Source organism: Janthinobacterium agaricidamnosum NBRC 102515 = DSM 9628 (genome assembly GCF_000723165.1).
In the GTDB taxonomy this organism is placed as follows: Bacteria; Pseudomonadota; Gammaproteobacteria; order Burkholderiales; family Burkholderiaceae_D; genus Janthinobacterium; species Janthinobacterium agaricidamnosum.
This window is the reverse complement of sequence record NZ_HG322949.1, coordinates 2,274,448-2,298,261: the sequence shown is the minus strand read 5'-3', so window position 1 is coordinate 2,298,261 and position 23,814 is coordinate 2,274,448. Positions and strand designations below refer to the sequence as shown.

21 protein-coding genes and 1 CRISPR repeat array are annotated in these 23,814 nt (G+C 61.4%); of the genes, 18 read left to right on the top strand and 3 right to left on the bottom strand.

Translation table 11 applies throughout. From position 1 onward, the window contains the following. The first annotated feature begins 98 nt into the window (after positions 1 to 98). The 14 genes from mshL (at position 99) to GJA_RS28255 (ending at position 15,214) form a co-directional block, all read left to right on the top strand. On the top strand, positions 99 to 1,940 hold the full coding sequence (gene mshL / locus GJA_RS09845; protein WP_038491569.1) for a pilus (MSHA type) biogenesis protein MshL: 1,842 nt from the start codon (positions 99 to 101) through the stop codon (positions 1,938 to 1,940). After that, on the top strand, positions 1,937 to 3,265 hold the full coding sequence (locus tag GJA_RS27250; RefSeq protein ID WP_051780582.1) for a tetratricopeptide repeat protein: 1,329 nt from the start codon (positions 1,937 to 1,939) through the stop codon (positions 3,263 to 3,265). Before mshL ends, GJA_RS27250 begins: the two co-directional genes overlap by 4 nt. 6 nt (positions 3,266 to 3,271) lie before the next feature. Continuing rightward, positions 3,272 to 4,975: a GspE/PulE family protein gene (locus tag GJA_RS09835; RefSeq protein ID WP_038499299.1), complete on the top strand. Its 1,704-nt coding sequence runs from the start codon at positions 3,272 to 3,274 to the stop codon at positions 4,973 to 4,975. Then, a complete protein-coding gene (locus tag GJA_RS09830; protein WP_038491567.1) occupies positions 4,975 to 6,180 on the top strand; it encodes a type II secretion system F family protein in 1,206 nt (401 codons plus the stop codon). Before GJA_RS09835 ends, GJA_RS09830 begins: the two co-directional genes overlap by 1 nt. Before the next feature lie 41 nt (positions 6,181 to 6,221). Then, complete coding sequence (locus GJA_RS09825; protein ID WP_242404500.1) at positions 6,222 to 7,718, top strand: hypothetical protein; 1,497 nt, start codon at positions 6,222 to 6,224, stop codon at positions 7,716 to 7,718. Then, positions 7,715 to 8,356 (top strand): hypothetical protein, encoded by a 642-nt coding sequence (locus GJA_RS09820; RefSeq protein ID WP_038499296.1) that lies wholly within the window; start codon positions 7,715 to 7,717, stop codon positions 8,354 to 8,356. Before GJA_RS09825 ends, GJA_RS09820 begins: the two co-directional genes overlap by 4 nt. 17 nt (positions 8,357 to 8,373) lie before the next feature. Continuing rightward, entirely contained in the window at positions 8,374 to 8,751 is a 378-nt protein-coding gene (locus GJA_RS09815) for a hypothetical protein (protein WP_144241471.1), read from the top strand. After that, on the top strand, positions 8,741 to 9,469 hold the full coding sequence (locus GJA_RS09810) for a hypothetical protein (protein ID WP_038491557.1): 729 nt from the start codon (positions 8,741 to 8,743) through the stop codon (positions 9,467 to 9,469). The genes GJA_RS09815 and GJA_RS09810 overlap by 11 nt, the downstream gene beginning before the upstream one ends. A 23-nt stretch (positions 9,470 to 9,492) precedes the next feature. Then, positions 9,493 to 10,188: a type II secretion system protein gene (locus GJA_RS09805; RefSeq protein ID WP_038491554.1), complete on the top strand. Its 696-nt coding sequence runs from the start codon at positions 9,493 to 9,495 to the stop codon at positions 10,186 to 10,188. A gap of 7 nt (positions 10,189 to 10,195) precedes the next feature. After that, complete coding sequence (locus GJA_RS09800) at positions 10,196 to 10,963, top strand: ABC transporter permease (protein ID WP_038491551.1); 768 nt, start codon at positions 10,196 to 10,198, stop codon at positions 10,961 to 10,963. Next, complete coding sequence (locus tag GJA_RS09795) at positions 10,963 to 11,667, top strand: hypothetical protein (protein WP_038491549.1); 705 nt, start codon at positions 10,963 to 10,965, stop codon at positions 11,665 to 11,667. Before GJA_RS09800 ends, GJA_RS09795 begins: the two co-directional genes overlap by 1 nt. A gap of 72 nt (positions 11,668 to 11,739) precedes the next feature. Then, positions 11,740 to 12,318, top strand: a complete 579-nt coding sequence (locus GJA_RS09790) for a prepilin-type N-terminal cleavage/methylation domain-containing protein (RefSeq protein WP_038491546.1) — start codon at positions 11,740 to 11,742, stop codon at positions 12,316 to 12,318. An 89-nt stretch (positions 12,319 to 12,407) separates the two neighbouring features. Then, positions 12,408 to 13,115 (top strand): histidine phosphatase family protein, encoded by a 708-nt coding sequence (locus GJA_RS09785; RefSeq protein WP_038491543.1) that lies wholly within the window; start codon positions 12,408 to 12,410, stop codon positions 13,113 to 13,115. A 123-nt stretch (positions 13,116 to 13,238) separates the two neighbouring features. Continuing rightward, a CRISPR array of direct repeats spans positions 13,239 to 14,243; the repeat unit is 29 nt; unit sequence GTGTTCCCCGCATGCGCGGGGATGAACCG. A 332-nt stretch (positions 14,244 to 14,575) separates the two neighbouring features. Next, positions 14,576 to 15,214 carry a PEP-CTERM sorting domain-containing protein gene (locus GJA_RS28255; protein ID WP_038491539.1) on the top strand — a complete coding sequence of 213 codons (639 nt, stop codon included), beginning with the start codon at positions 14,576 to 14,578 and terminating at the stop codon, positions 15,212 to 15,214. A gap of 76 nt (positions 15,215 to 15,290) precedes the next feature. Here the strand turns inward: GJA_RS28255 and GJA_RS09775 are convergent, their stop codons facing one another. Together GJA_RS09775 and GJA_RS09770 are read right to left on the bottom strand one after the other, a co-directional pair. Further along, positions 15,291 to 16,610 carry an aminotransferase class V-fold PLP-dependent enzyme gene (locus tag GJA_RS09775; RefSeq protein ID WP_038491536.1) on the bottom strand — a complete coding sequence of 440 codons (1,320 nt, stop codon included), beginning with the start codon at positions 16,608 to 16,610 and terminating at the stop codon, positions 15,291 to 15,293. Positions 16,611 to 16,618: 8 nt separating this feature from the next. Next, entirely contained in the window at positions 16,619 to 19,030 is a 2,412-nt protein-coding gene (locus GJA_RS09770) for a TonB-dependent receptor plug domain-containing protein (RefSeq protein WP_038491533.1), read from the bottom strand. 481 nt (positions 19,031 to 19,511) lie between these two features. Between GJA_RS09770 and GJA_RS09765 the strand changes: the two genes are divergently transcribed. The 4 genes from GJA_RS09765 to GJA_RS09750 all read left to right on the top strand — a co-directional run bounded on the left by GJA_RS09765 (position 19,512) and on the right by GJA_RS09750 (position 22,739). Continuing rightward, the gene (locus GJA_RS09765) at positions 19,512 to 19,946 is read left to right on the top strand and encodes a YXWGXW repeat-containing protein (RefSeq protein WP_038491530.1); all 435 of its coding nucleotides are present in this window, start codon (positions 19,512 to 19,514) and stop codon (positions 19,944 to 19,946) included. 242 nt (positions 19,947 to 20,188) lie between these two features. Further along, positions 20,189 to 21,727 (top strand): catalase, encoded by a 1,539-nt coding sequence (locus GJA_RS09760; RefSeq protein WP_038491527.1) that lies wholly within the window; start codon positions 20,189 to 20,191, stop codon positions 21,725 to 21,727. A gap of 59 nt (positions 21,728 to 21,786) precedes the next feature. Beyond that, positions 21,787 to 22,383 carry an ankyrin repeat domain-containing protein gene (locus GJA_RS09755; protein ID WP_038491524.1) on the top strand — a complete coding sequence of 199 codons (597 nt, stop codon included), beginning with the start codon at positions 21,787 to 21,789 and terminating at the stop codon, positions 22,381 to 22,383. Next, positions 22,380 to 22,739: a helix-turn-helix domain-containing protein gene (locus GJA_RS09750; RefSeq protein WP_051780578.1), complete on the top strand. Its 360-nt coding sequence runs from the start codon at positions 22,380 to 22,382 to the stop codon at positions 22,737 to 22,739. The genes GJA_RS09755 and GJA_RS09750 overlap by 4 nt, the downstream gene beginning before the upstream one ends. A gap of 7 nt (positions 22,740 to 22,746) precedes the next feature. On the opposite strand, the gene GJA_RS09745 is transcribed toward GJA_RS09750, so the two are convergent. Beyond that, the gene (locus GJA_RS09745; RefSeq protein ID WP_051780576.1) at positions 22,747 to 23,787 is read right to left on the bottom strand and encodes a chloride channel protein; all 1,041 of its coding nucleotides are present in this window, start codon (positions 23,785 to 23,787) and stop codon (positions 22,747 to 22,749) included. Positions 23,788 to 23,814 lie beyond the last annotated feature (27 nt).

Here is a 23,814-nt window from a genome sequence, read left to right as displayed (position 1 = left end):
TCCTTTACGTAATAATGGCGTCTTGAAATCCCCCGTGAAGTCCAGAAACTTCACGATAGATGAGGCCGTCACGAAATTGCACACCGGATTGGATCGTAATGAATAAACCTCTGTTGATTTCCGGCCTGTCCTGCCTGCTGCTGTCGGCCTGCGCCTCGCACCAGACGCCGCTGTCGCCCGGCCATCTGGCGCCTGCGCCGCGGCCGGCCGGCACGATTCCCGATCCGGTGCGGCAAAGTACCGCGCTGCCGGCGCCGGTGCCGGCGGCCAAGGTCGAAACCTATAGCGTGACGGTGCACAAGGTGGCGGTGCAATCGCTGCTGTTCGCACTGGCGCGCGACGCCGGCATGAATATCGACATTCACCCCGGCATCGAAGGCGTGGTGACGCTGAACGCGCTGAACCAGACGCTGCCGCAATTGCTGACGCGCATTTCCCGGCAAGTCGACATGCGCTACGAAATCGACGGCAAGAACTTGCTGGTCTTGCCGGACACCCCGGTGTGGCGCAATTACAAGGTCGATTACGTCAGCATGGCGCGCAGCACCAATAGCAGCGTCAATATCGCGACCCAGATTTCGACCGCCGGCGGCGGCTCGAACAGCGGCGGCAACACGAATAATGGCGGGAACAACGCGGCCAGCAGCGGCGGCAATAACGGCGGCAACAATAACTCGACGACGCTGGTGGTCAACCGCTCGGAAAACAATTTCTGGTACAGCCTGGAACGCAATATCCGCGACTTGCTGCGCGAAACCACGCAAAACGATGTGCAAACCGATCCGCTGGCGCAACTCAATCAGCAACTGAATCAGCAACTAAGCCAACAAGCTAACCAACAGCCGGGCAACGCGCCGCACAACCAGCAAACAGCACCGCAGCCTGGCGATCCGAATGGCCAGCCGCTGATGAAACTGGCCAATAAAGGCGCGCCATCGTCGGTGGTGGTCAACGTCGAGGGCGGCTTGATCGCGGTGCGCGCCACCGGCCGCCAGCATGAACGCATCCGCGCATTCCTCGATATCGTGCTGGGCAGCGCCAAGCGCCAGGTCTTGATCGAAGCGACCATCATCGAAGTACAACTCAGTAATGAGTATCAGCAAGGCATTAACTGGTCGCGCCTGCATGGCGGACTGAGCCTGACCCAGAAACAGGTCGGCAACACCGCCCTGTCGTCCGGCGTGACGCCCGGCGCCCCGCCGGGATTGTTCGTGCTCGATTACGCCAATCCGACTTCGCGGCTGGGCAATATCACGACGACGATTCAATTGCTGGAATCGTTCGGCAAGGTCAAGGTCTTGTCGAGTCCGAAAATCAGCGTGCTGAACAACCAGACCGCGATGTTGAAAGTGGTCGACAACAATGTGTTCTTCACCATCAAGGTGACGCCGGCCGTGCTCGGCACCAATGGCTCGGCCACCATCCCGGCCACCTACGAATCGAAACTGGAAACCGTGCCGGTCGGTTTTGTCATGAGCGTGACGCCGCAAATTTCCGAGAACGATGAAGTGACGCTGAACGTGCGACCCAGCATCACCCGTATCGTCGGTTACGTGCAAGACCCGAACCCGGCGCTGGCAGCCGAAAAAGTGACCAGCCAGGTGCCGGTGATCCAGGCCCGCGAACTGGAATCGATCATGAAAGTGAGCAGCGGCCAGATCGCCGTGATGGGTGGCCTGATGCAGGATTCGGTCGACAACGCCAGGGACGGCATCCCCGGCCTGAGCCAGCTTCCCCTCATCGGCAACCTGTTTAGTTACCGCAATGAAAGCGGCAACAAGACCGAGCTGGTCATTTTCATGCGGCCGGTGGTGGTCAAGGACGCCAGCCTCGATGGCGACTACAAGGATTACCGTTATTTGATACCGGACCAAAAGCCGCTCAATAGCGAGCCGTATTCGGAATCGAACGCGCCGGTCCGGCCGGGAGAGGTATCATGAGCTTGTTGATGCAGGCGCTCAAGAAAGCCGAGCGCGCCAAACAAAACAGTTTGCACGAAGAAGAGCTGGAAAAGCCATCCGAAGCGTACGACCAGGTGTTGTCGCTGGCGCCGCAGGAAAGCTTGCCGCCCCGCGCCGCGCCAACCGCGCCGGTCGAGCCGGCCAGCGACTTGCGGCTGGAACCGCTGGGCGGAGAGCCGGTCCAGCCCGATCCGGCACCGCCCGCTTCAGCGCCTCCTTCCCCCCCGCCAGCGCCGCCCTCTCGTCCGGCCACGCGCCACGCAGCGCGGCCCGCAGCGGCACGCGCAGCGACCACGATCGACCCGGCCACCTTGCGCCTGGCTGTGCTGGGCACTATTTTATTGCTGGTCATCGCCGGTTTTGCGGCCTGGTTCTGGCTGGCCAGCACCGGTCCGGGCGCCGGCGCCAGCTTGCCGATGGTGCCGATGCCATTGACCGATGCGCCCGGCTCCGTCGGCGCGGCAAATGGACCGCTGCTGGTGACGCCAGGCACCGACGCGCCGGCAATACCGCCAGCACAATCGCATGACGAAGCGGGTGAGCGAACTGAACAACAGCAAGCGATGCAAATAGCGGCGCAAGCCGAAATAATTGCCCGCCTACAACAGCAGCAACAACGCCAGCAATCTCAGCAATCTCAGCAACAAGCCGCAACATTGCCGCCAGTGGTGGCCGCCGACAATAGCCAGATCCACGTGTTACGCAGCGACGTGGCGCCGTCCATCCCTCCCGGCGTGCAAAGCGCCTATCAAGCCTACACGGCCGGCGACATGGCCAGCGCCAGCACCTTATACGACAGCGTGCTGCAACAGGATGCCAATAATCGCGACGCCCTGCTCGGCCTGGCCGCCGTCGCGCTGCGCCAGCAACAGGGACAGCAGGCGGCATCGCTGTACCTGCGCCTGCTGGAACTCGATCCCGACGATGGCGACGCGCTGGCCGGGTTGATCAGCCTGCGCCAGGGCGACACGGCACACGGCGAAACGCGCCTGAAAGCGATGTTGCAACGCGCGCCGGACAGCGGCCCGGTATTGTTTGCCCTCGGTAATCTGTATGCCAAACAACAGCGCTGGACCGAAGCGCAGCAACAATTTTTCAGCGCTTACAGCGCCGCGCCCGACAATCCCGACTATGCATTCAACCTGGCGGTCGGGCTGGACCGCTTGAACCAGCCCGCATTGGCGCTGACTTATTACCAGCGCGCAGTGACGTTGGCCCAAAACAAGGCCGCCGGTTTCGACCGCAACGCCGTGGCCCGGCGCATGCGCGAACTCGGCGCCGCTCCACTAGCGGCCAAGGAATAAATGGCGATGGCAGAACAGGCAAAACTTCCGCTGGGCAAGCTGCTGATCCAGAAAGGCGTGATCAGCGAAGACCAGCTGCGCATCGCGCTGATCGAGCAAAAACGCAGCAGCGAACCATTGGGGAAACTGTTGATTACGCTCGGCTTTGTCACCGAAGCAACGGTGCGGGTAGCGCTCAGCGAAAACCTGAAACAGCAAAGCGCCGACCTGGGCAGCCTGGTGGTCGACGCCATCGCCTTGAAACTGATCCCGAAAGAAGTGGCCAAGCGCTACCGCGTGTTTCCCATCGTCTATGAACGCGATCACGACAACCTGATCCTGGCAATGGCCGATACCAGCAATATCGTCGCGCTCGACCAGATCAGCGCGATGCTGGTCAAGGGCATCACCATTTCGACGCTGCTGGTCAATGAGTCCGATATTTCGCGCGCGATCGACCAGTATTACGGCTTTGAATTGTCGATCGACGGCATCCTGCATGAAATCGAGACCGGCGAAGTCAATTACGCCAGCATGGCCTCGACGTCGGATGAGTACAGCCAGCCGATGGTGCGCCTGATCGATGCGCTGCTGGCCGACGCGGTGCAAAACAGCGCCTCCGACATCCATTTCGAGCCGGAACAATCGTTCTTGCGGATACGCTACCGCATCGACGGCATCTTGCGGCAGATACGCAGCCTGCATAAATCGTACTGGCCGGCAATGGCGGTGCGGCTGAAGGTGATGAGCAATATGAATATCGCCGAAGCGCGCGCGCCGCAAGACGGTCGCATTTCGATTAAATTTTCTGGCCGACAAATCGATTTCCGGGCGTCGGCGCAACCGACCACGCATGGCGAAAATTTTGTCTTGCGCGTGCTGGACCGCCAAAAAGGCATTGTCCCGCTGGAGGGCCTGGGCCTGGCGGAAAGCGAACTGAACCTGCTAAAACTGATGATTGCCCGGCCCGACGGCATGATACTGGTGACCGGTCCGACCGGCAGCGGCAAGACCACCACCTTGTATTCGATCTTGAATCACATCAATACCGAGAGCATCAACATCATGACGATGGAAGATCCGGTCGAGTACCCGATGACGATGATACGCCAGACCTCGGTCAATGAATCGGCCAAGATGGGTTTTGCCGACGGCATCCGCTCGATGATGCGGCAAGACCCGGACGTGATACTGGTCGGCGAAATCCGCGACAAGGAAACCGCCGACATGGCGTTTTCCGCCGCGATGACGGGACACCAGGTGTATTCGACGCTGCACACGGCGTCGGCGGTCGGCTCGGTGTCGCGCTTGCTCGATATCGGCATCTTGCCCGATATCATGGCCGGCAATATCATCGGCATCATCGCGCAGCGGCTGGTGCGCCGCTTGTGTCCGTATTGCAAACAGGAACACCCAGCCGATGCGCTTGAACACAAGCTGCTGGGTCTGCATGCCGACGATGCGGCGGCCACGATCTGCCGCGCCGGCGCATGCGAACGCTGCCAGCACCAAGGCTACAAGGGCCGCCTGGCGATCATGGAAATCTTGAAAATGACGCCGGAGCTCGATGAACTGGTGGCCCGCCGCGCCTCGTCGCGCGAGCTGAAAAATGCCGCCATGGCCGCCGGTTTCCAGTCGCTGGTCGATGACGGTGTGCGCCGCGTGCGCGAAGGCTTGACGACGCTGGAAGAAGTCGCGCGCGTGGTCGACTTGACGGACAGGCTGGCCTGATGCCGCAATATACCTACCGCGCCATGGATGCGAGCGGGGAACTGATACCCGGCAGCATGGACGCCAGCAATGTGCCGGACCTGGAGTCGCGCTTGCACCGCATGCAGTTGGACTTGATCGATTGCAAGATCACCGGCCAGCATGTGATCTTGCTCGGCAAGCGGGTGATACGCCGGACCGACCTGATCAACTTCTGTTTCCATATGGAGCAATTGACCGGCGCCGGCGTGCCGATCCTGGAAGGTCTGGACGACTTGCGCGACAGCACCGACCACCCGCGTTTGCGCGAAGTGGTGACCGACTTGATCGAAAGCATAGAAGGCGGCTTGCACCTGTCGGCCGCGCTGGCCCAGCATCCGGATATTTTCGACGCCACCTTCACCAGCCTGATCATGGCCGGCGAGCAAAGCGGCAAGCTGGCCGAGGTGTTCAAGAACTTGTCGGAAAGCTTGAAGTGGCAAGACGAGCTGGCGGCGCACACCAGGAAAATCATCACCTACCCGGTCATCGTCGCGCTGGTGGTCACCGCCGTGACGTTTTTCCTGATGATGTACCTGGTGCCGCAATTGACCGCCTTCATCAAGAACATGGGCGGTGAATTGCCTTTCCACACCCGCGCACTGATTGCCATCTCGAACATCTTCATCGATTACTGGTATATCTTGCTGGCTTTGCCGGTCATTTCCCCTATTTTCTTGCGGGCCTGGATCAAGCGCAGCGAGCGGGCGGCGTATGCCTGGGATGCTTTCAAGCTACGTGCCTGGTTGCTGGGACCGGTCTTGCACAAAATCATACTGGCCCGTTTCGCCACCTTTTTTGCCCTGATGTATGGCTCCGGCATCACCATCCTCGACTGCATGCGCTTGTCCGAAGGCATCACCGGCAACCGCCTGATCGCGGCCGGCTTGCGCCGTGCCGCTGCCTATATTTCTGAGGGACAAGGCATCACGGCGGCGTTCCAGCAGGCCGGCATCTTTCCGCCGCTGGTGATCCGCATGCTGAAAGTCGGCGAAGCGACCGGCTCGCTCGATACAGCCTTGCGCAATGTCAGTTATTTCTACAACCGCGAAGTCAAGGAACTGATTGAAAAGGTGCAAGCGATGATAGAACCGGCCATGACCGTGATCCTGGGGCTGTTGCTGGGCTGGATCATGCTGTCGGTGCTGGGGCCGATTTACGACACGATCAGCACCATCAAGACATGAGGCCGACTGTGTTCCCCTTATTCCATCAGCAATTATTCTATGTGACCAGCGATCAGCTGTGCGCCTACGACTGGCGGCACGGAAAATTGTCGCCGGGCCAGCAGTTTGCCGCCAACGCCGATGGCCTGGACCAGTTCGCCGCCTACCTGGAAAGCCGCTCTACCGTGCCAGCCTATTTGCTGACCGATTTGATCGAGGAAGATTTCCAGCGCCAGTTGCTACCCCATGTAGGCGGCAAGGCAGGCCGGGAATTGATCACGCGCCGCCTGACCCAGTTGTATCGCGACACGCCATTCCGCATGGCAAGCATACTCGGCCGCGACACGGCGGGCCGGCGCGACAACCAGGTGCTATTCAATGCGCTGACCAATCCGTCGCTGTTGCAGCCGTGGCTGGAAGCGCTGGAATATTTAAAAATTCCGCTGGCCGGCCTGTATTCCAGCAGCTTGCTGGGCGCCGCGCTGGTCGGTAGATTGAAGCTGCGGCAAGAGCATTTATTGCTGATCACCCAGCAATCGGGCGGCTTGCGCCAAAGTTATTTTGAGCAAGGCAAGCTGCGTTTCAGCCGCCTGACGCCGGCCATCGACCGCGACGGCCTGTCTGTCAATGTTGCAACGGAAACCGAAAAGACCCGCCAATTCCTCACCAGCACCCGTTTGCTGGAGCGCGGCGACGTGCTGCACACGGCGATACTGGCGCCGGGGCCGCACATCGCCGCCTTGCAGGCGCTGTGCCGGGACGGCGTCGAGCTGGCCTACCAGTTCATCGACATGGCGGTCGCCAGCAAACGGCTGGGCTTGCATAATGCGCCGCTGCTGGCCGACCCATTGCTGCTGTCGCTACTGGGCAAGAAACAGCCGGCCAGCCATTATCCGCTGGGGCCGCGCGCCCGCTTTTACCAATTATGGCGCGCCCGGCTGGGCCTGTACGCCAGCACCGCGCTGGCGGCGACCGTGGGCGTATTGTGGCTGGCATGGAATATCTGGAGCATCGTGCTGGTATCGAACGACGGCAGCCGGCTGCAAGCCGAAGCGGCCTCCTACGACCAGCGCTATCAAGCCATCATGTCGTCGCTGCCGCCGGTGCTGGCAAAAGCCGGCGACATGAAAAGCGCGGTCAGCCTGGAACGCCTGATCAGCAGCCAGGCGCCCGGCCCGCAAGCGATGCTGGTGATGGTCAGCCAGGCGCTGGAGCAGTCGCCGGCCATCAATCTGATACAACTGCACTGGCAAGCCGAGCTGCCGTTCTTGAAAGTGAAAGGCGAAGCGCTGCCGTTGGCGCTGGCCGGCATGCCGCTGGGCCCGCCGCAAAGCCTGCGCCTGGAAGCGGAAGTGAACTTGCCGCAAAACGATTACCGTAGCGCCCTGGGCAACATCAATCAATTCACCCAGCAATTGGCGCGGCTGCCGGCCATGCGCGTCGAAATCGTCGACATGCCGCTCGATTTGCGGCCCGCCGCCACATTATCCGGCAAGACAGCGGCGACGGCGGACCATCGCCAGGCCAGATTTATCCTCAAGCTGGTGTGGCGGCCATGAACAGTTTAAAAAAGAAAACATCGGCGGCGCGCCCGCAGGCGTCGTGGCTCGGCGAACTGGGACTGATACGCCGGCCATTGCTGTGCTGCGCGCTGGCCGTGCCGGGCGCCATCGCCGCGATTGGCGTCAGCAACCATTATCTGCATCAGCAGGACGACAGGCTGAAGCAGGCGCAACAGGCGCGGAATGCCGCATCCGAGCGCTTTAATCATGTGGAAAATGAAAAACAGGACATCCGCACTTTCCAGCCCGCCTACGTCGCCTTGCAGCAAAAGAACTTGCTCGGCGCGGAAAACCGGCTGGACTGGATCGAGGTGATCCATCGCAGCCAGCAACAGCGCAAATTGCTGCCAATCACTTATGACATCGACGCACAGCAAGTATTCAAGACCGATGCGCGGGTCGCTATGGGGCCCTATCAATTACGCGGCAGCAAAATGGAACTGCATATGGACTTGCTACATGAAATGGATTTATTCCATTTCCTCGACGACCTGCGGCAACGCAATTATTTCGCAGTACAACAATGCACGATAAAACGCAACAGCGCGGTGGAACAAACGGCCCTCGCGCCCCATCTGTCGGCCGATTGCACGCTGGTCTGGCTGACGCTGGAGCAGCAAGGCGCGGCGCCATGAACAAGCACGGATGGATCATGTCAGCATTACTGGCAAGCATGCCGGTGCTGGTGCATGCCGCGGCGCCGCAACTGGGCCGCTTGTTTTTATCGCCGGCAGAACGCGGCGCGCTCGACCTGCAACGCGATCCGCCGCCGCAAACCGAAGCGGCCCCGGCTAGCGCTGCGCCGCCCGCAGCGCTAGCCGAACCGGTGTTGCTGAATGGCTTGGTCAAGCGCAGCAGCGGCAAATCGACCGCGTGGCTGAACGATGCGCCGCAAAACGATGGCAATAACACGCTGAATAAAAACCAGACGCTGACGCTGCAATTGTCGAATGGCCGCAAGGTGATCTTGAAGCCGGGCCAGCGTTTTGATCCGAACCACGGCAGCGTCAGTGAAGACCATGAACCTTGACGCACGCCACCATGCGAACCAGCGCGGTGCGGCCTTGCTGATCCTGGTCGCCGTGCTCGGCCTGGGCGCGGCCAGCCTGCTGATCGGCGTTTTCGGCAAGAATACCCAGCAAGCGCAGCGCGAACGCAAGACGCTGGCGACACTGGTGCAAGCGCGCGAAGCGCTGCTCGGTTTTGCGGCCGTCAATGGCCGCTTGCCGCGTCCGGCCGCATCCAGCCTCGATGGCCGCGAACAATCCGCCGCCTGCCGCAGCGAAGCCGATTGCAGCGGTTTTTTGCCGTGGGTCACGTTGGGTATCGATGGCGCGGATAGCTGGGGCAAGTTGCTGCGCTACAGCGTCACGCCGGCAATGACGGTGGCGCCGATTGCCGCGCTGTCGGCGGTGGCGACCAAGACCGTGCACAGCCGCGACGAGCGTGGCCGATTATTCTTGCTTGCCGGCTACACTGTGTGCGGCTTAAGCAGCCAGTGCCTGCCATTCGTGGTCTTTTCTCAGGGCCGGAATAACGTTGGTGTTGCGGCCAATGGCATGACCCAGGCTAACATGGCGCAAGGCAATCTGGATGAAGCGGCCAACCAGCAAGCCAGTGTGCGCTTCATCAGCCGCATGGCCAGCGACGATACGGCCCAGCCGGGCGGAACCTTCGACGACATGCTGGTGTGGAGTACCCTGCCAGCTTTGTACCAACGCATGCGCGCGGCGCGGAACTTGCCATGAGAAAGCATCATGAGAAAAGAGTTATGGGACGACAAAACGGCTTCAGCCTGCTTGAAATCGCCATCGTGCTTTTGATCGTCGGCTTGATGATAGGCGGCCTGGTCACGCCGCTGGCGGTGCAGATCGAACAGCGCAAGGTAGCGGATACCAACAAGGCGCTGGACGAAGCGAAAGAAGCGCTGACCGGCTTTGCGGTGCGCTACGGCTACCTGCCCTGCCCGGCCATTTCCGCCAGCAACGGGCTGGAAGACCGCCGCGGCGGCGCCTGCGCCAACGACAAACGCGATGGCTTCCTGCCGTGGGCGACGCTCGGCCTGCAAAAAACCGATAGCTGGGACCACCTGTTGCGCTACAGCGTGACGCCGGCGTTTAGCAATGCCACCGTCTTGTTTTCGCTGCAAACGCCGCGCGACATCAGCGTCGTCACGCGTGGCGCCGACGGTGCGCTGGTGCAAGCGACAGCCTTGAAAGATATTCCGGCGCTGATCATGTCGCACGGCAAAAACGGTTTTGGCGCGACCAGCGGCTCAGGCGTGTCCAGCGCCACCCCGGCCGGCACCAATGTCGATGAGCGCAACAATAGCGCCAATGCCACCACCTTCATCAGCCGGCCCGCCAGCGATGGCGGTCCGGGCGGCGAATTCGACGATATCGTCGTCTGGCTATCGCCGAATATCCTGTACCACCGCATGGTCGCGGCGCAGCGCCTGCCTTTATAGTAGATCGATGATACATCCGATACCGACAATTGCCCGCTACACCTTGCTGGAAGCATTGCGCAACCGGCTGGCCTGCTTATTCCTGCTGGTCGCCTGCATCGCGGTCGGCCTCAGCGGTTTTTTGAATGAATTGGCGCTGACCGAAAGCCGGCAAATGCAAGCCGCGCTGCTGGCGGCGCTGCTGCGCTTTGCCGCGGTGTTCTTGATCGCGACGTTTGTCGTCACCAGCATGGTGCGCGAAGCCAACGACAAGGGACTGGAACTGTTGCTGGCGCTGCCGATGCCGCGCTCATCCTATCTGCTGGGCAAGCTGTGCGGATTCGGCTTGCTGGCGCTGATTCCCGCGCTGCTGTTCGGCCTGCTGAGCCTGTTCTTTGCGCCGCTGTTCCAAAGCGCACTGTGGAGCATGTCGCTGCTGTGCGAACTGTGGATCGTCGCCGCGTTTGCCCTGCTGTGCGTACTCAGCCTGAGCCAGGTGATGCCGGCGCTGGCCGCGTGCGCCGGCTTTTATCTGCTGGCGCGCAGCATCAGCGGCTTGCAACTGCTAGTCCATGCGGGGAGCGGTGCACATTCCTGGCAACAACAAATCTTGAGCAGCGGCATCAACTCGCTCGCTTTCCTGCTGCCGAGACTGGATGGTTTTACGCGCACCGAATGGCTGCTGTATCACACCGGCAATAGCGCGGCCTTGCTGGATATCCTGTCGCAAACAGTCATCTACGTCGCGCTGATGACATCGGCCGCGCTGTTCGACCTGTACCGCAAGAATATTTGATGATGCTGAAACCCCTCTCCCATATACCAAACAGCGTGCTGGCCGCGCTGGGACTGGCCGCGCTGCTGCAATGCGGCTGGCACCTGGCCCATCCGCTGCCGCCCGCCAGCGGCCGGCCATTGCCGCCGGCGCCGGCGCCGGCGATGCTGCAACTGGCCAGCCTCGGCGAACCGCTGGCCTTGTCCAAGGCGACCATGTTGTACCTGCAAGGGTTTGAAGATCAGGACGGCATCAGCCTGCGCTGGACGCAACTCGATTACGACCGCCTGCGAGACTGGCTGGGCGCGGCGCTGGACCTCGATCCGCGCGGGCAATATCCATTGATGGCCGCCAGCGAAATCTACGCGGCCGTGCCCGATCCGGTGCGCAGCCGCATCATGCTCGATTTTATCGCGCGCCGGTTTGCCGAAGACCCGCACCGGCGCTGGCCGTGGCTGGCCCACGCCGCCATTGTCGCCAAGCACCGCCTGCACGACTTGCCGCTGGCGCGCCACTATGCGCAAGCAATCCGCGAACAGGCGAACGCAGCCGAGATGCCGGCCTGGGCGCGCGAGCTGGAAATTTTCATCCTGGAAGACATGAACGAACTCGACAGCGCAAAAATCCTGATCGGCGGCATGATCAGCAGTGGACAAATTTCCGATCCGCATGAACTGGCATTCCTGGAGCGTCGCTTACAGGAAATTGCCGCGCGGCAAAGATGAGAAATTTCTCCATTGAACAGCCAATTTGATTAGACTGATACGGCAACACTTACTGAAAGAAAAGGAGTCCTCATGTCAACCACCGCCCGCCGCCAGCACGGTTTTACCCTCGTGGAAATCGCCATCGTGCTGGTGATTATCGGCTTGCTGCTGGGCGGCGTACTCAAGGGCCAAGGCTTGATCGACAGCGCCAAGGTCAAGAACCTGATCCAGCAATCGAATTCGCTGACGGCCGCCGTCAACGCCTACCAGGACAAATTCCGCGCGCTGCCCGGCGACGATATCCAGGGCACCTTGCACGTACCTAACTCGGCCGGCAACGGCAATGGCGACGGCCAGATCGGCGACGGCCAGCCGCGCGAATTCACGCTGGCGCCGCAACATCTGGCGCTGGGCGGCTTCATCACCGGCTCCTACAACGGCACCTCGCAATTCATGACCAGCGCCCAGGGCGGCGCCGTCTACCTGTACAACGACGAAGTCGGCGGACGTTCCGGCAACGGCATCCGCTTCGACAACTTGCCCGAATCGTTCGCCGAACAGCTAGACAGCAAGCTCGACGACGGCGTCGCCAATACCGGCTCGGTGCGCGCCAAGGCGCCATACGGCAATACCGGCGCCATCATCAGCCGCACCGCAGTATTCTTCTGAAGCAATAGTGCATGCTGATTTAGCGTTATCATAGGGGCCAACGCCGGTAGCGCCAGTGTGGTGCACCGGCATTCTTTTTCCAGGTTCCCATGAGCAAACTTGTTTCTTCAAGACGGCGCGTCTTCCTGATGCGCCACGGCAGCGTGACGTACTTCGACGACAGCGGCAAACCATTCCTGCCAGAATCAGTCCCCCTGAATGAATCTGGCCGCAAGCAAGCGACCGCGGCCGGCGCAGCCTTCGCCGCGCAGCAAGTGCGCTTCGACCGCGTCATCGTGTCCGGCTTGCCGCGCACGGTAGAAACCGCAATCCGCGTACTGGCCGAAGCGGGCCAGCAGATCGCTATCGAACAATGGCCGGAACTGGAAGAATTGCGCGGTGGCCGTCTGTCGACCATTTCCGACGCCGACCTGCAAGACGCCTTCACCGGCGCCTTCTACGGCGTGGTGCCGGAAGACAAGCAATTCCTCGGCGGCGAATCGGTCGGCGAATTGATGGACCGCGTGTTTCCCGCGCTGGACAAACTGCGCGCCGACCCGTCGTGGGACACCGTGCTGCTGGTCTTGCACGGCGGCGTCAACCGGGCGATCCTGTCCTACGCACTGACCGGCCAGCGCCTCTTCCTCGGCAACATGGCGCAAACGGCAGGCTGCATCAACGCACTCGACGTCGGCACCGAAGAGCACGACTGGGTAGTCCGCTTCACCAACTTCGCCCCGCCGGGACCGCTGCAACTGCATACCCGCAGCACGACGATGGAACAGTTGCTGGAGCAGTACAAGAGGTCGCGCAGATAGGCTGTTTGAGAGCGCTGATGCCGCCGAAAAACATCCATATCAATGCTTCTCCAAAACGCCTGAAAAATCGGTAGAAAAATCATATGCCATTTAAGTTATTGTAATCAATGACTTATAATTGGTGTGTTCCCCGCATGCGCGGGGATGAACCGATGCTGACAGGCCGTCTTTCCTTCGATATGCAGTGTTCCCCGCATGCGCGGGGATGAACCGGCCTGACAATAGTGCACGGCAGCGGCAACGCAGTGTTCCCCGCATGCGCGGGGATGAACCGGCGGTTGACTTCGAGTCACGCGGATTCGGTAAGTGTTCCCCGCATGCGCGGGGATGAACCGTGCGGATGATTTTTAACCCCTCGAAGGAATTTGTGTTCCCCGCATGCGCGGGGATGAACCGAGGGTCTTGTACTTGCTGGTGCTGGTGGTGGCGTGATCCCCGCATGCGCGGGGATGAACCGCCGCTCACCCGTGGGTGGTGGAGCGGGATTATGTGTTCCCCGCATGCGCGGGGATGAACCGGCCGAGCTTGACGTAACCTGGGATGCGTTCGCGTGTTCCCCGCATGCGCGGGGATGAACCGCCGCAGCAGCCCGCCATGCATTGTCAGCAATAGTGTTCCCCGCATGCGCGGGGATGAACCGACCAGTGGTCAGGAGTTTGACCGTGCAATGCGGTGTTCCCCGCATGCGCGGGGATGAACCGTTTTAGCGGGGAGCCCCGTTCCGTCTTAGTACGTGTTCCCCGCATGCGCGGGGATGAACCGCGCCAAAACAACAATCAACGCCGCACCAATGGGTGTTCCCCGCATGCGCGGGGATGAACCGTGAACGTCGACCCGGCAGCATACCCGATGCGCGTGTTCCCCGCATGCGCGGGGATGAACCGATTTTTTCTCCATCGCTGGCCGCTGGCGTCAAGTGTTCCCCGCATGCGCGGGGATGAACCGAGCATTAGCGCTGCCGATCCCCGCGCCACTGGGTGTTCCCCGCATGCGCGGGGATGAACCATCAGCGCATCATTATTCATAATGGGATATTCCGTGTTCCCCGCATGCGCGGGGATGAACCGGTCACTGGTGGCGCCGGTGATTCGGCCCACCTGTGTTCCCCGCATGCGCGGGCATCAATTGAATGCTTTCCGCAGATACGATTAGTTCGATACAGGCAGGTGGTACATTTATCGGCACGGCGTTGAGGATGGCAAAACCGTCATGAAGGCGCTTGAGCATAACCAGTCCGCCGCCCGCGCCCCCACTGCTCGGCATCCGCGCCCCGGCCCACAACATGAACCCACTGTCACGACGCTTGCATGCGACACGGTGCCAGGAATAATCGCGCAGGTTCGCCGATAACGATGACGATGAATAAAAAATTACCTTGAAAATAAATACTCAATTAGTAATATTTTTTCATTAAACGATGTATAATTAATATTTGTGTTATTGATAATTAAATAGGGAAAATGAAAAAGATACATTTCGCCAAACTGCTGCTGAGCACTCTCATCGTCAGCGCATCCATGCATGCCCACGCCACCACATACTCCAACGTTGGCCTATCGTCGACCCCCATTTGGACTTTCGGCAAAGGAGCGACCCCGAATTACGGCGAAACCTTCACCTCGCCCGGCGGAATACTGGAAGACTTCACCTTTTATGCGCTTTCAGGAACTAAAGGAAACGCCGCCTTAACGATTGCAGCCTGGGATGGCAACAAGGCCATCGGACCCGCCTTGTACACAAGCTCGCCAATATCATACGGTGGCGGAGCACAAGCAATCGGGGCGACCGGCATTAACCTGGCATTGCAGGCAAATACCAGTTATATCGCGTATCTGACGGTCGCAGGCGTGACCAGCCCGATTCCATCGGCCACCTTTCAAGGATCGGGCAATAATGGCGGCCTGCCGGGCAAATTCGTTTATTCGACCGCCAACGACCCTCTTTTAGCGAATCAGTCGTGGAGCCCGTGGACTGCCAGTAATATGGCTTACACAGCCAATATCACTGCCGCGGTACCTGAGCCGGAAACATACGGCATGCTGCTCGCTGGCCTGGGCCTGATCGGCTTTGCCGTTCGACGCAAGGCCAGACCGGCCTGATCGAAACCGGCGTCCGGCATCAAACAGGCATGGCTGACGACGCTGCCGGCAGTGCCGTCGGCAGCCGCGCGGATACCTAGGCACTGCCGGCAATCTTCCGCAACGCCAGCAGCAGCCGGTCCATATCCTCTTCCGGCGTGAACACCGCCGGCGTCACCCGGATGCACGCACCCGACGCCAGGCCGTCGCGGTGCACCGTAAAGATGCCGTGCTCATCCAGCAAGCGCTTCGCCAGCGCCACATTATCCGCCAGCGAGGTTTTGCCGCGCAGGCGGAACGACGAGATCGCGCTGGCCAGGCGCGGATCCGGCGAGGCCAGCACGTCGATGCCCTTGATGTCGCGCGCCGCTTCGACCCAGCGGTTGCGCAACAGCCGCAGGCGGGCCTGCTTGTTGGCCACGCCGATCTGGTCGTGCAAGTCGAACGCCAGCGGCAAGGTCATGAACGCCGCAAAGTTGGCGGTGCCGGTATGCACCCGGTTGTAGACGTTGGCGTCGTCGGGTTGCCCCATGCAGGGCTCGATGTCTTCGATGCGGCTGCGCTTGATGTACACCGCCCCCACCCCGACCGGCGCGCCTATCCATTTGTGCAGGTTGATGCCGGCGAAGTCCGCTTCCAGATCCGGAATGCGCATGTCCAGTTGGCCGAAGCCGTGCGCCGTGTCGACGATGACGTCGACGCCGCGCCGGCGCGCCATGCGGCTGATCTCGGCCACCGGCAACACCATGCCGTTGCGGTGGTTGACGTGGGTCAGCAACATCAATTTCAACTTCGGATGCCGCTCCAGCGCCTGCGCATAACAGTCGATCACGGATTGATGGGTGGCCGGTTCCGGCAAGCTGATCGACACCACGTCGACGCCGCGGCGCTGTTTCAGCCATTGCATGGCGCAAATCATGCCGTCGTAATCGATATCGGCGTACAGCACCGTGTCGCCGCTGCGCAAGCCGCGATAGCCGCCGATCAGCGCCAGCAGCGCTTCGGTGGCGCCGCGGGTAAACACGATTTCATCGGGCGCCACGCCGAGCGCCGTGGCCGTGCGGCGGCGCGCCGCCTGGTAGTCGTGCGGAAAATCCTGGCGCGCATAGAAAGAATTGCCGCGATTCACCCTGGCAAGGTTTTCCTGGTAGGCGGCCAGCACCGGGCGCGCCATCGATCCCCAGTAACCGTTATCGAGCAGCACCGCCTGATCGCTCATGTCGTATTGCGCGGCGACGCCGGACCAGTATTGCCGGTCCAGCGCCAGCGCATCGGCCGCCACGCCGGACGGCGCCGCCGGCAGCGCAGCCAGCGGCGCCTGGCCGGCGGCCAGCGCACAGCCCGGAACCAGCGGCAGCAGCATGCCGGTCCGCAGCCAGGCGCGGCGGCGCCGGTTGACAGCCTGGTTGACAGTCATGTCATCACTCAAAATTTCACCCGGTATTCGACGTACAGATTGCGGCCATCGGTATCGTATGGCGCATTGCGCGAATAAATCAGACCGCGGCTGGCCTGGAAGGTTGCCTCGTCCGGATATTTATTGAGCACGTTGTCGACGCCAAAACGCAGCGAATGCATCTTGTTGAACTTGTAGCTGCCGGCCAGGTCGAGGAATTTCATCGAACCAAAGCGCTGGAAGATATCGCCGGTCGAGTTGCCCGAGCTGTCGGTCCAGGCGCCGTAGTAGCGCACCTTGGCCAGCGCGCTCCACTGGTCCCAATCGTAGGCGGCGCTGAAGGTGGCTTTTTGGCGCGGCAGTTGCTGTTCGAAGACGGTGCGCTGGGCGTCGCTGGTGACCAGGCTGGATTTGCCGTTATCGACCTTGGTGCTGTTGTAGTTGTACGCCACCGTCAGGTTCAGTTTGCCGATACCGAGCGCCTTCAGGTAATTGCCGACGATATCGACGCCGCGCGTGGTGGTGTCGAAGTCATTGGTGAAATAGCTGACCGAGGTGTAATGCAGCGGATTGGCGAGACCGGCCGGCACCGCGAACGAGGCCGAGGTGCTGAAGCGGTCGCTGACCTTGATGTTATACAAATCGACCGAGCCGGAATAACCGTAGGCCGTCTTCCACGTAAAACCGAGCGAGGCATTCTTCGATTTTTCCGGTTTTAATGGCTGTGCGCCGAGCAGTATCGCCAGCGGATCGCTGTTCGCCAGGCGGCCGCTGGTAAACACTTGCAAGGTCTTGGTGTCGAGGCCCTGGTTGGTGATGTTGGTATTCAACTGGCCCGGCGTCGGGGCGCGGAAACCGGTCGAATACGAACCGCGCAGCGCGAAGTCCGGCGTCACCGTGTAGCGCGCCGACAGCTTGCCGTTGACGGTGTCGCCGAACTCGGAAAAATGTTCATAGCGGGCCGCCGTGCCGATGCTGAACCGCTCGGTGAACGGCACTTCCACGTCGACATAGGCGGCATAGCTGTTCTCGTCCCAGCTGCCGGCCTGGCGGTCGCTGTAACCGGGCGCGCCGCTGGAGTTGGCGTCCAGTCCGGTCGCCGCGCCGGGGCCGACGGCATACGATGCCGGATCGCCGGCCTTGATGCCATAGGTTTCCTTGCGCCACTCGGTGCCGAAGGCGATGTTGATCGGCTGCGGCAATGCCGCCATCGGCAATTCATAGTTGAAGTTGGCGTTGACGATTTTTTCTTGCTGCGACAATTGGCCCAGGTAGAACGAAGTCGGGCTGGCCGGTCCCAGCGATGCGTTGATCGAGTTACCCAGCGTATAGTCGATGCGGCTGCGGCCGAACGAGGCGCTGACATCCCAGCCGAACGCATCGGTGAAGTGGCCGCGCAAGCCGCCGACCAGTTGCACGTCGTTTTGCTGGTTCGAATATTGCGGGCTGAAGCCGACCGGATACAGCTTGCGCAAGTCCCAGCCCGGGAGCGCGGTGCTCAGCTTGTAGGCGCCGGCCGTGGTGTCCGGATTGCGCCAGTTGAAATCGGTGCTGCCGTCGCTATGGCCGAACATGCCGTGGCTGTAAAAACCGACGTCGTTCCACAGGGTGGCGCTGGCTTCGAAGCCGAGCCGCTGGTTTTCCAGTTCCGGCTGGCCCCAGCGCTGTACCGGATTCGGCACGCTCAAGTTCGGATGCGCGGCCTGGAAGGCGATCGCGTCGGCGCGCTGGCGGGTGCGCGAGGTCGGATCGGACTGCCCCGCTTCGGCGAACAGCGCTACCCGGCCGGTGTCGCCGACGGCAAAACCGTGACGCGCATTCAATTCCAGGCCGCGTCCGTCGCCCGCCGAATAACGCGAACCGCGCAGCGAGATGTCGGTGCCGATGCTGTCGTCGAGAATGATGTTGATGACGCCGGCGATCGCATCGGAACCATACTGGGCCGACGCGCCGTCGCGCAACACTTCAATCCGCTTGATCGCGCTGACCGGGATTTGCGCCAGGTCGGCCGCCTGCGCGCCGCGCGCGCCCAGCAAGGCGCTGCGGTGGAAACGCTTGCCGTTGACCAGCACCAGGGTCTGGTCCGGCGACAGGCCGCGCAAGGTTGCCGGACGCACGAAGACCTGGCCATCGGCGAGCGGCAAACGCTGTACCACGAACGACGGCACCAGTTGCGCCAGCACATCGTTCAAGTCGTGCGACTCGACCGCGCCGATATCTTCACGGGTGAACACGTCCACCGGCGCCATGGTGTCGAACTGGGTGCGGTTCGAGCGCCGGGTGCCGGTGACGATCACGCTGTCGGCGGCGCTGGTTTCCGCCGGCGCGGCGCTGGCCTGCGGCGCCGCGGCGCTGGTGGTGGTTTGAGCTTGCGCCTGGGCGCACAAACCAAGGACAAACAGCGCTACCGCGCTCGCGATATGGGTACGTTGGAATTTCATGACACGATTCTTTGCAATATAAGGGATGTGGAATGTCTGCCAGGAATTCAGGGCGTCCCCTGGATTCGTAAGAGAACCAGCTTTTCAGCGAACAGCGTCCGGGCTTGCCCGGATCAAACTGAGCGGTATGCTACAAATCCTGTGTTACATAGAGATGACTTGCAAAGAATGTCATTGCATGCCTTAAAAATAATCTTTCATGGCGCTGCCAAGAGCAATCAAGGGCGTGGCCGTCATAAAAGAACGCGGCAAGCGATATCGGGTTGAGTTGTCAAGCGGGAAGAAACGTCGCCTAAATACAACATCGTTACTTATTTTCGCTTTGCAATCGCCGAGGGCGGCGATCTGATGAGGGAAATGTCTGTTCATTGGCGCACATAAATACATGACCTAATGTATCGGGTGTAAGCAGACGTATGAAACATGCCGTCCTGCTAACGGCGCTCTATAGTGAAGCTATGTACTTCACTTGGAGAACACCATGAAAACCTTCCTTCTTTGCGGCGCGGCGGCAATCGTGCTGGGCAGCGCGGCGCTGATGCCGACGCAAGCCATGGCGCAGGCCGGTTTAAGCATCGTGATCAATACCGCTCCACCGCCGCCACGCTACGAAGTCATGCCGGCACCCCGGCGCGGCTACGAATGGGCGCCCGGCTACTGGAACTGGAATGGCCACCGGCATGTGTGGATGGCGGGACATTGGGAACGGCTACATCCGGGCCAGCATTATGCGCGGCCGGAATGGCAGCAAACCCATGGCGGCTGGCGTTTCAATCGCGGCGGCTGGCAAGCCGATCCCCGCCCGGGACCGCCACCGGGAATGGGCCGCGGAAATCACGGACCGCGCGGCGACCGCGACCACGATGGCGTGCCGAACCGGTATGACGACCATCCGAATAATCCGAACCGCAGGTGATCGCTGCCCGTCCGGGCGCAGGCAAATATATGCTGATACTGTCAGGTAATTTTATAAAAAAACCAAGCATCATCGCATAAAACAACCCTGCGCCCGATTGAAAAAAGGATTGAAATCTGCCATTCAGGCATCAAAAACTGCCACCATAAAAACTATCAAAGTCATAGAAACAATATAATTCCACAATAAGTTTCCGTCCGGTATTGTTTGGTTTCTGTCTACCAAAAAGAAAGAAACCGACAATGAAAACACCTAAAAAACATGTGGCTTTTGCGGTCGCCGCATTGGCTTCAAGCATGGCTTTGGCGCAAGTCAGCTCGCCTACCCAGCTGACGCGGGACAATGGCTCGCCGGTCGGCGACAACCAAAACTCGCAAACCGCCGGCCCGCGCGGCCCGGTGCTGCTGCAAGACTCGCAACTGATCGAAAAGCTGCAACGCTTCGACCGCGAACGCATCCCGGAGCGCGTGGTGCACGCGCGCGGCACCGGCATTTTCGGTGAATTTGTGCCGAGCGCCGATATCAGCGCCCTGACCCGCGCCCAGGTATTCAAGCCCGGCACCAAGACGCCGGTGTTCGTGCGCTTTTCGACCGTGATGGGCTATCGCGGTTCGCCGGAACAGGCGCGCGATCCGCGCGGCTTCGCGGTCAAGTTCTACACCCAGGAAGGCAACTGGGACATCGTCGGCATCAACCAGCCGATCTTCTTCATCCGCGACGCCATCAAGTTCCCCGACTTCGTGCACGCCAACAAGCCATCGGCCGTCACCGGCGTGCAGGACGCCAACCTGGCCTACGACTTCTTCGCCCATACCCCGGAGGCGACCAATATGCTGACCCATATGTATCACGAGAACGGCATGCCGGACTCGTACCGCAATATGGACGGTTTTGGCGTGCATGCGTTCAAGTTCGTCAATGCCGCAGGCAAGGTGAATTACGTCAAGTTCCACTGGAAGAGCTTGCAAGGCTTGCATAACATCGCCGGCAAGGATGTTGCCGCCTCGATAGGCGCCGACTGGAATCTGATGAGCAACGACCTGTACGGCTCCGTCAAGGCCGGCAAGTTCCCGGGCTGGGATTTGTATGTGCAAGTGCTGGCGCCGGCCGATCTGGACAAGTTCGACTTCGATCCGCTCGACGATACCAAGGAATGGCCGGCCAGCATCGCCGAACAAAAGGTCGGAACGATGACCTTGAACCGCATCCCGAATAACTACTTCGAAACAACCGAAGAATCCGCGTTTGCGCCGTCGCGCCTGGTGCCCGGCATCGAGCCGTCGGAAGACCGCATGCTGCAAGGCCGGCTGTTTTCGTACGCCGACACCCAGATGTACCGCCTGGGCGCCAACTTCAGCAGCCTGCCGATCAATCGCCCGCTCGCGAAGGTCGTCAATAACAACCAGGACGGCGCCATGTATGCCGGCGGCCGCCAGGGCGAAGTGAACTACGAGCCGTCCAGCATCGGCGAACTGGAGCAGTCGCCGCAATACAAATATGAAACCACCCCGCTGGCCGGCACGACGCAGCAGGCCGCCATCCACAAGACGCAAAACTTCCGCCAGGCCGGCGAGTTCTACCGCTCGCTGTCGGAAGCGGCCAAGCAGGAACTGATCAGCAACCTGTCGGGCGACTTGAACCATGTCAGCCACGAAGGTAACAAGTACACCATGCTGTCGTACTTCTACAAGGCGGATGCGGACTACGGCAAGCGCCTGGCGAAGGCGACCCATGCCGACGTGGCCCGGGTGCAGGCAGCGGCGGCAAAACTCAGCGATTAACAAAGCTCTCCGGTCTTGCCGCATGCCTCGGCAGGACCGGATTTTTCGGGAACAACATCATGCAAAAATTCTTACTGAAATCGCCCTACCTGGCCGGCGCCCTGCTCGCCACGGCCATGCTGGCGGTGATACTGTCGACCGGCTCGATCGCCCACGCTGAAACAGCCAATCCGCCCGACTATGCCGATTCCTGGTTCGCCGCCGCGCGCGCCGGCCGCACCGACATCCTGCAAGCGCTGATCGACGCCAGATTCCCCATCGAAAGCACCACGGCGGAAGGCTACACCGCGCTGACGCTGAGTGCATACAACCACCAGAGCGCGGCGCTGGCCTTGCTGATCGAACGCGGCGCCAATGCGTGCACGGCGGACAAACGCGGCAACACGGCGCTGATGGGTGCGCTGTTCAAGGGCGATGCCGACGTCGCCAGGACGCTGATGGCGACCTCTTGCGACATCGACCAGGCCAACAACGCCGGCGAAACCGCGGTCTCGTTTGCCACCCTGTTCGGCCGGCTCGACATGCTGCCGCTGCTGCGCGAACACGGCGCCGACCTGAACCACATCGACGCCAACGGGCGCACCCCGCTGGCGCTGGCGATCGAACAGCACAACAGCAGCGCCGCGCAAGCGCTCCAGCAATTGGGCGCGCAGTGAGACTGGCGACAAGCGAGCCGGATACCCTGGCGACCGTGATGCAGCACCATGTAATGCACCACCTGACGGAATCGCTGTCGGTCGAGCAGCTGGCCCAGGTCGCGAAAATGAGCACACGCAATTTTGCGCGTGTATTCGTCAAGCAGATGAACGTCACGCCCGCGCAATTCGTGCAGCAGGTCCGTATCGCCACCGCCCGCCATCTGCTGGAAAACAGCGGGCTGGCGCTGAAGACGATTGCCTACCATTGCGGCTTCGGCAGCCCGGCGCGCATGCGGGTGGTGTTTGCGCGGCATGTCGGCATGACGCCGCATCGTTACCGCGACAGCTTGCGCCGGCGCGAACCGGAAGGCTGACCCCGGCCTACCCGCCGGCCAGCTGGCGGAACAGCAGCACCACGTCGGTCTTGGTCAGATAACCGGCCAGGCGGCCGTCGTCGTCGATCACCGGCAGGCGCTCGCCCGGATGGAGTACAAAGGTTTCCATCACCTGCCACAGCGGATCGCCGCGACGCACCCGCGGGTAGTCGGCCCGCAGCAGGGAGGCCGGCCATGCGGCGCCGGCATCGGCGGCGGCCGCATCGCCCAGCAGCGGCATAAAGTCATGCAGCGATACGGCGCCGAGAAACAGTCCGGCCGCATCCAGCACGTATGCATGCTGCCAGCGCTGGCGCAGGAACACCTGCTCCAGTTCCCCGATGGCCTGGCCGCTGCGGATCAGCGGCGCCCCGTCGCGCAGCAGGTCGGCGGCGCTGGTCAGCAGCGGCGCGTGCCGCGCCTGGCCGTTGGCGCCGGCGTAGATCGAGTTCGGCCGCAGCACCCGGGCAATCGAGTAGCTGAGCACGCAGGCCGCCATCAGCGGCACCATCAACCCATAATTTTCCGTCATTTCGAACAGCATCAGGATCGACATCAGCGGCGCATGGGTGCATGCCGCCAGCATCGCGCCCATGCCGACCGCGACCGCCGCCGGCACCGGGACCAAGCCCGGCCACAAGGCCGAGCAGGCGGCGCCGAACAAGGCGCCGCTCACCGCGCCGACAAACAGGGTCGGCGTGAAAATGCCGCCGACCGCACCGGAGCCGGTGGTGGCCGCCACCGCCAGCAGCTTGAGCAGCAGTATCGCCAGCAGCCCCTGCCACAGCCAGGTGCCCTGCAACACCGCATTCACCACGCTGTAGCCATTGCCCCACACGCCAGGCTCGATGATCGACAGGGCGCCCACCAGCAAGCCGCCCAGCGCCAGCTTTAGGCACAGCGCCGCTTGCCAGCGGCCGAACAGCGCGCGGCTGGCATCGAGCAGCGCCAGGTACAGCGGCGCCAGCAAGCCGGCCACGATGCCCAGTCCGGCCAGCGCCAGCGTCGGCGCGCCATGACCGAGCGCGATCGCCGGCAGGTGATACACCGGCGCATAATCGGTCCACGCGCCTAT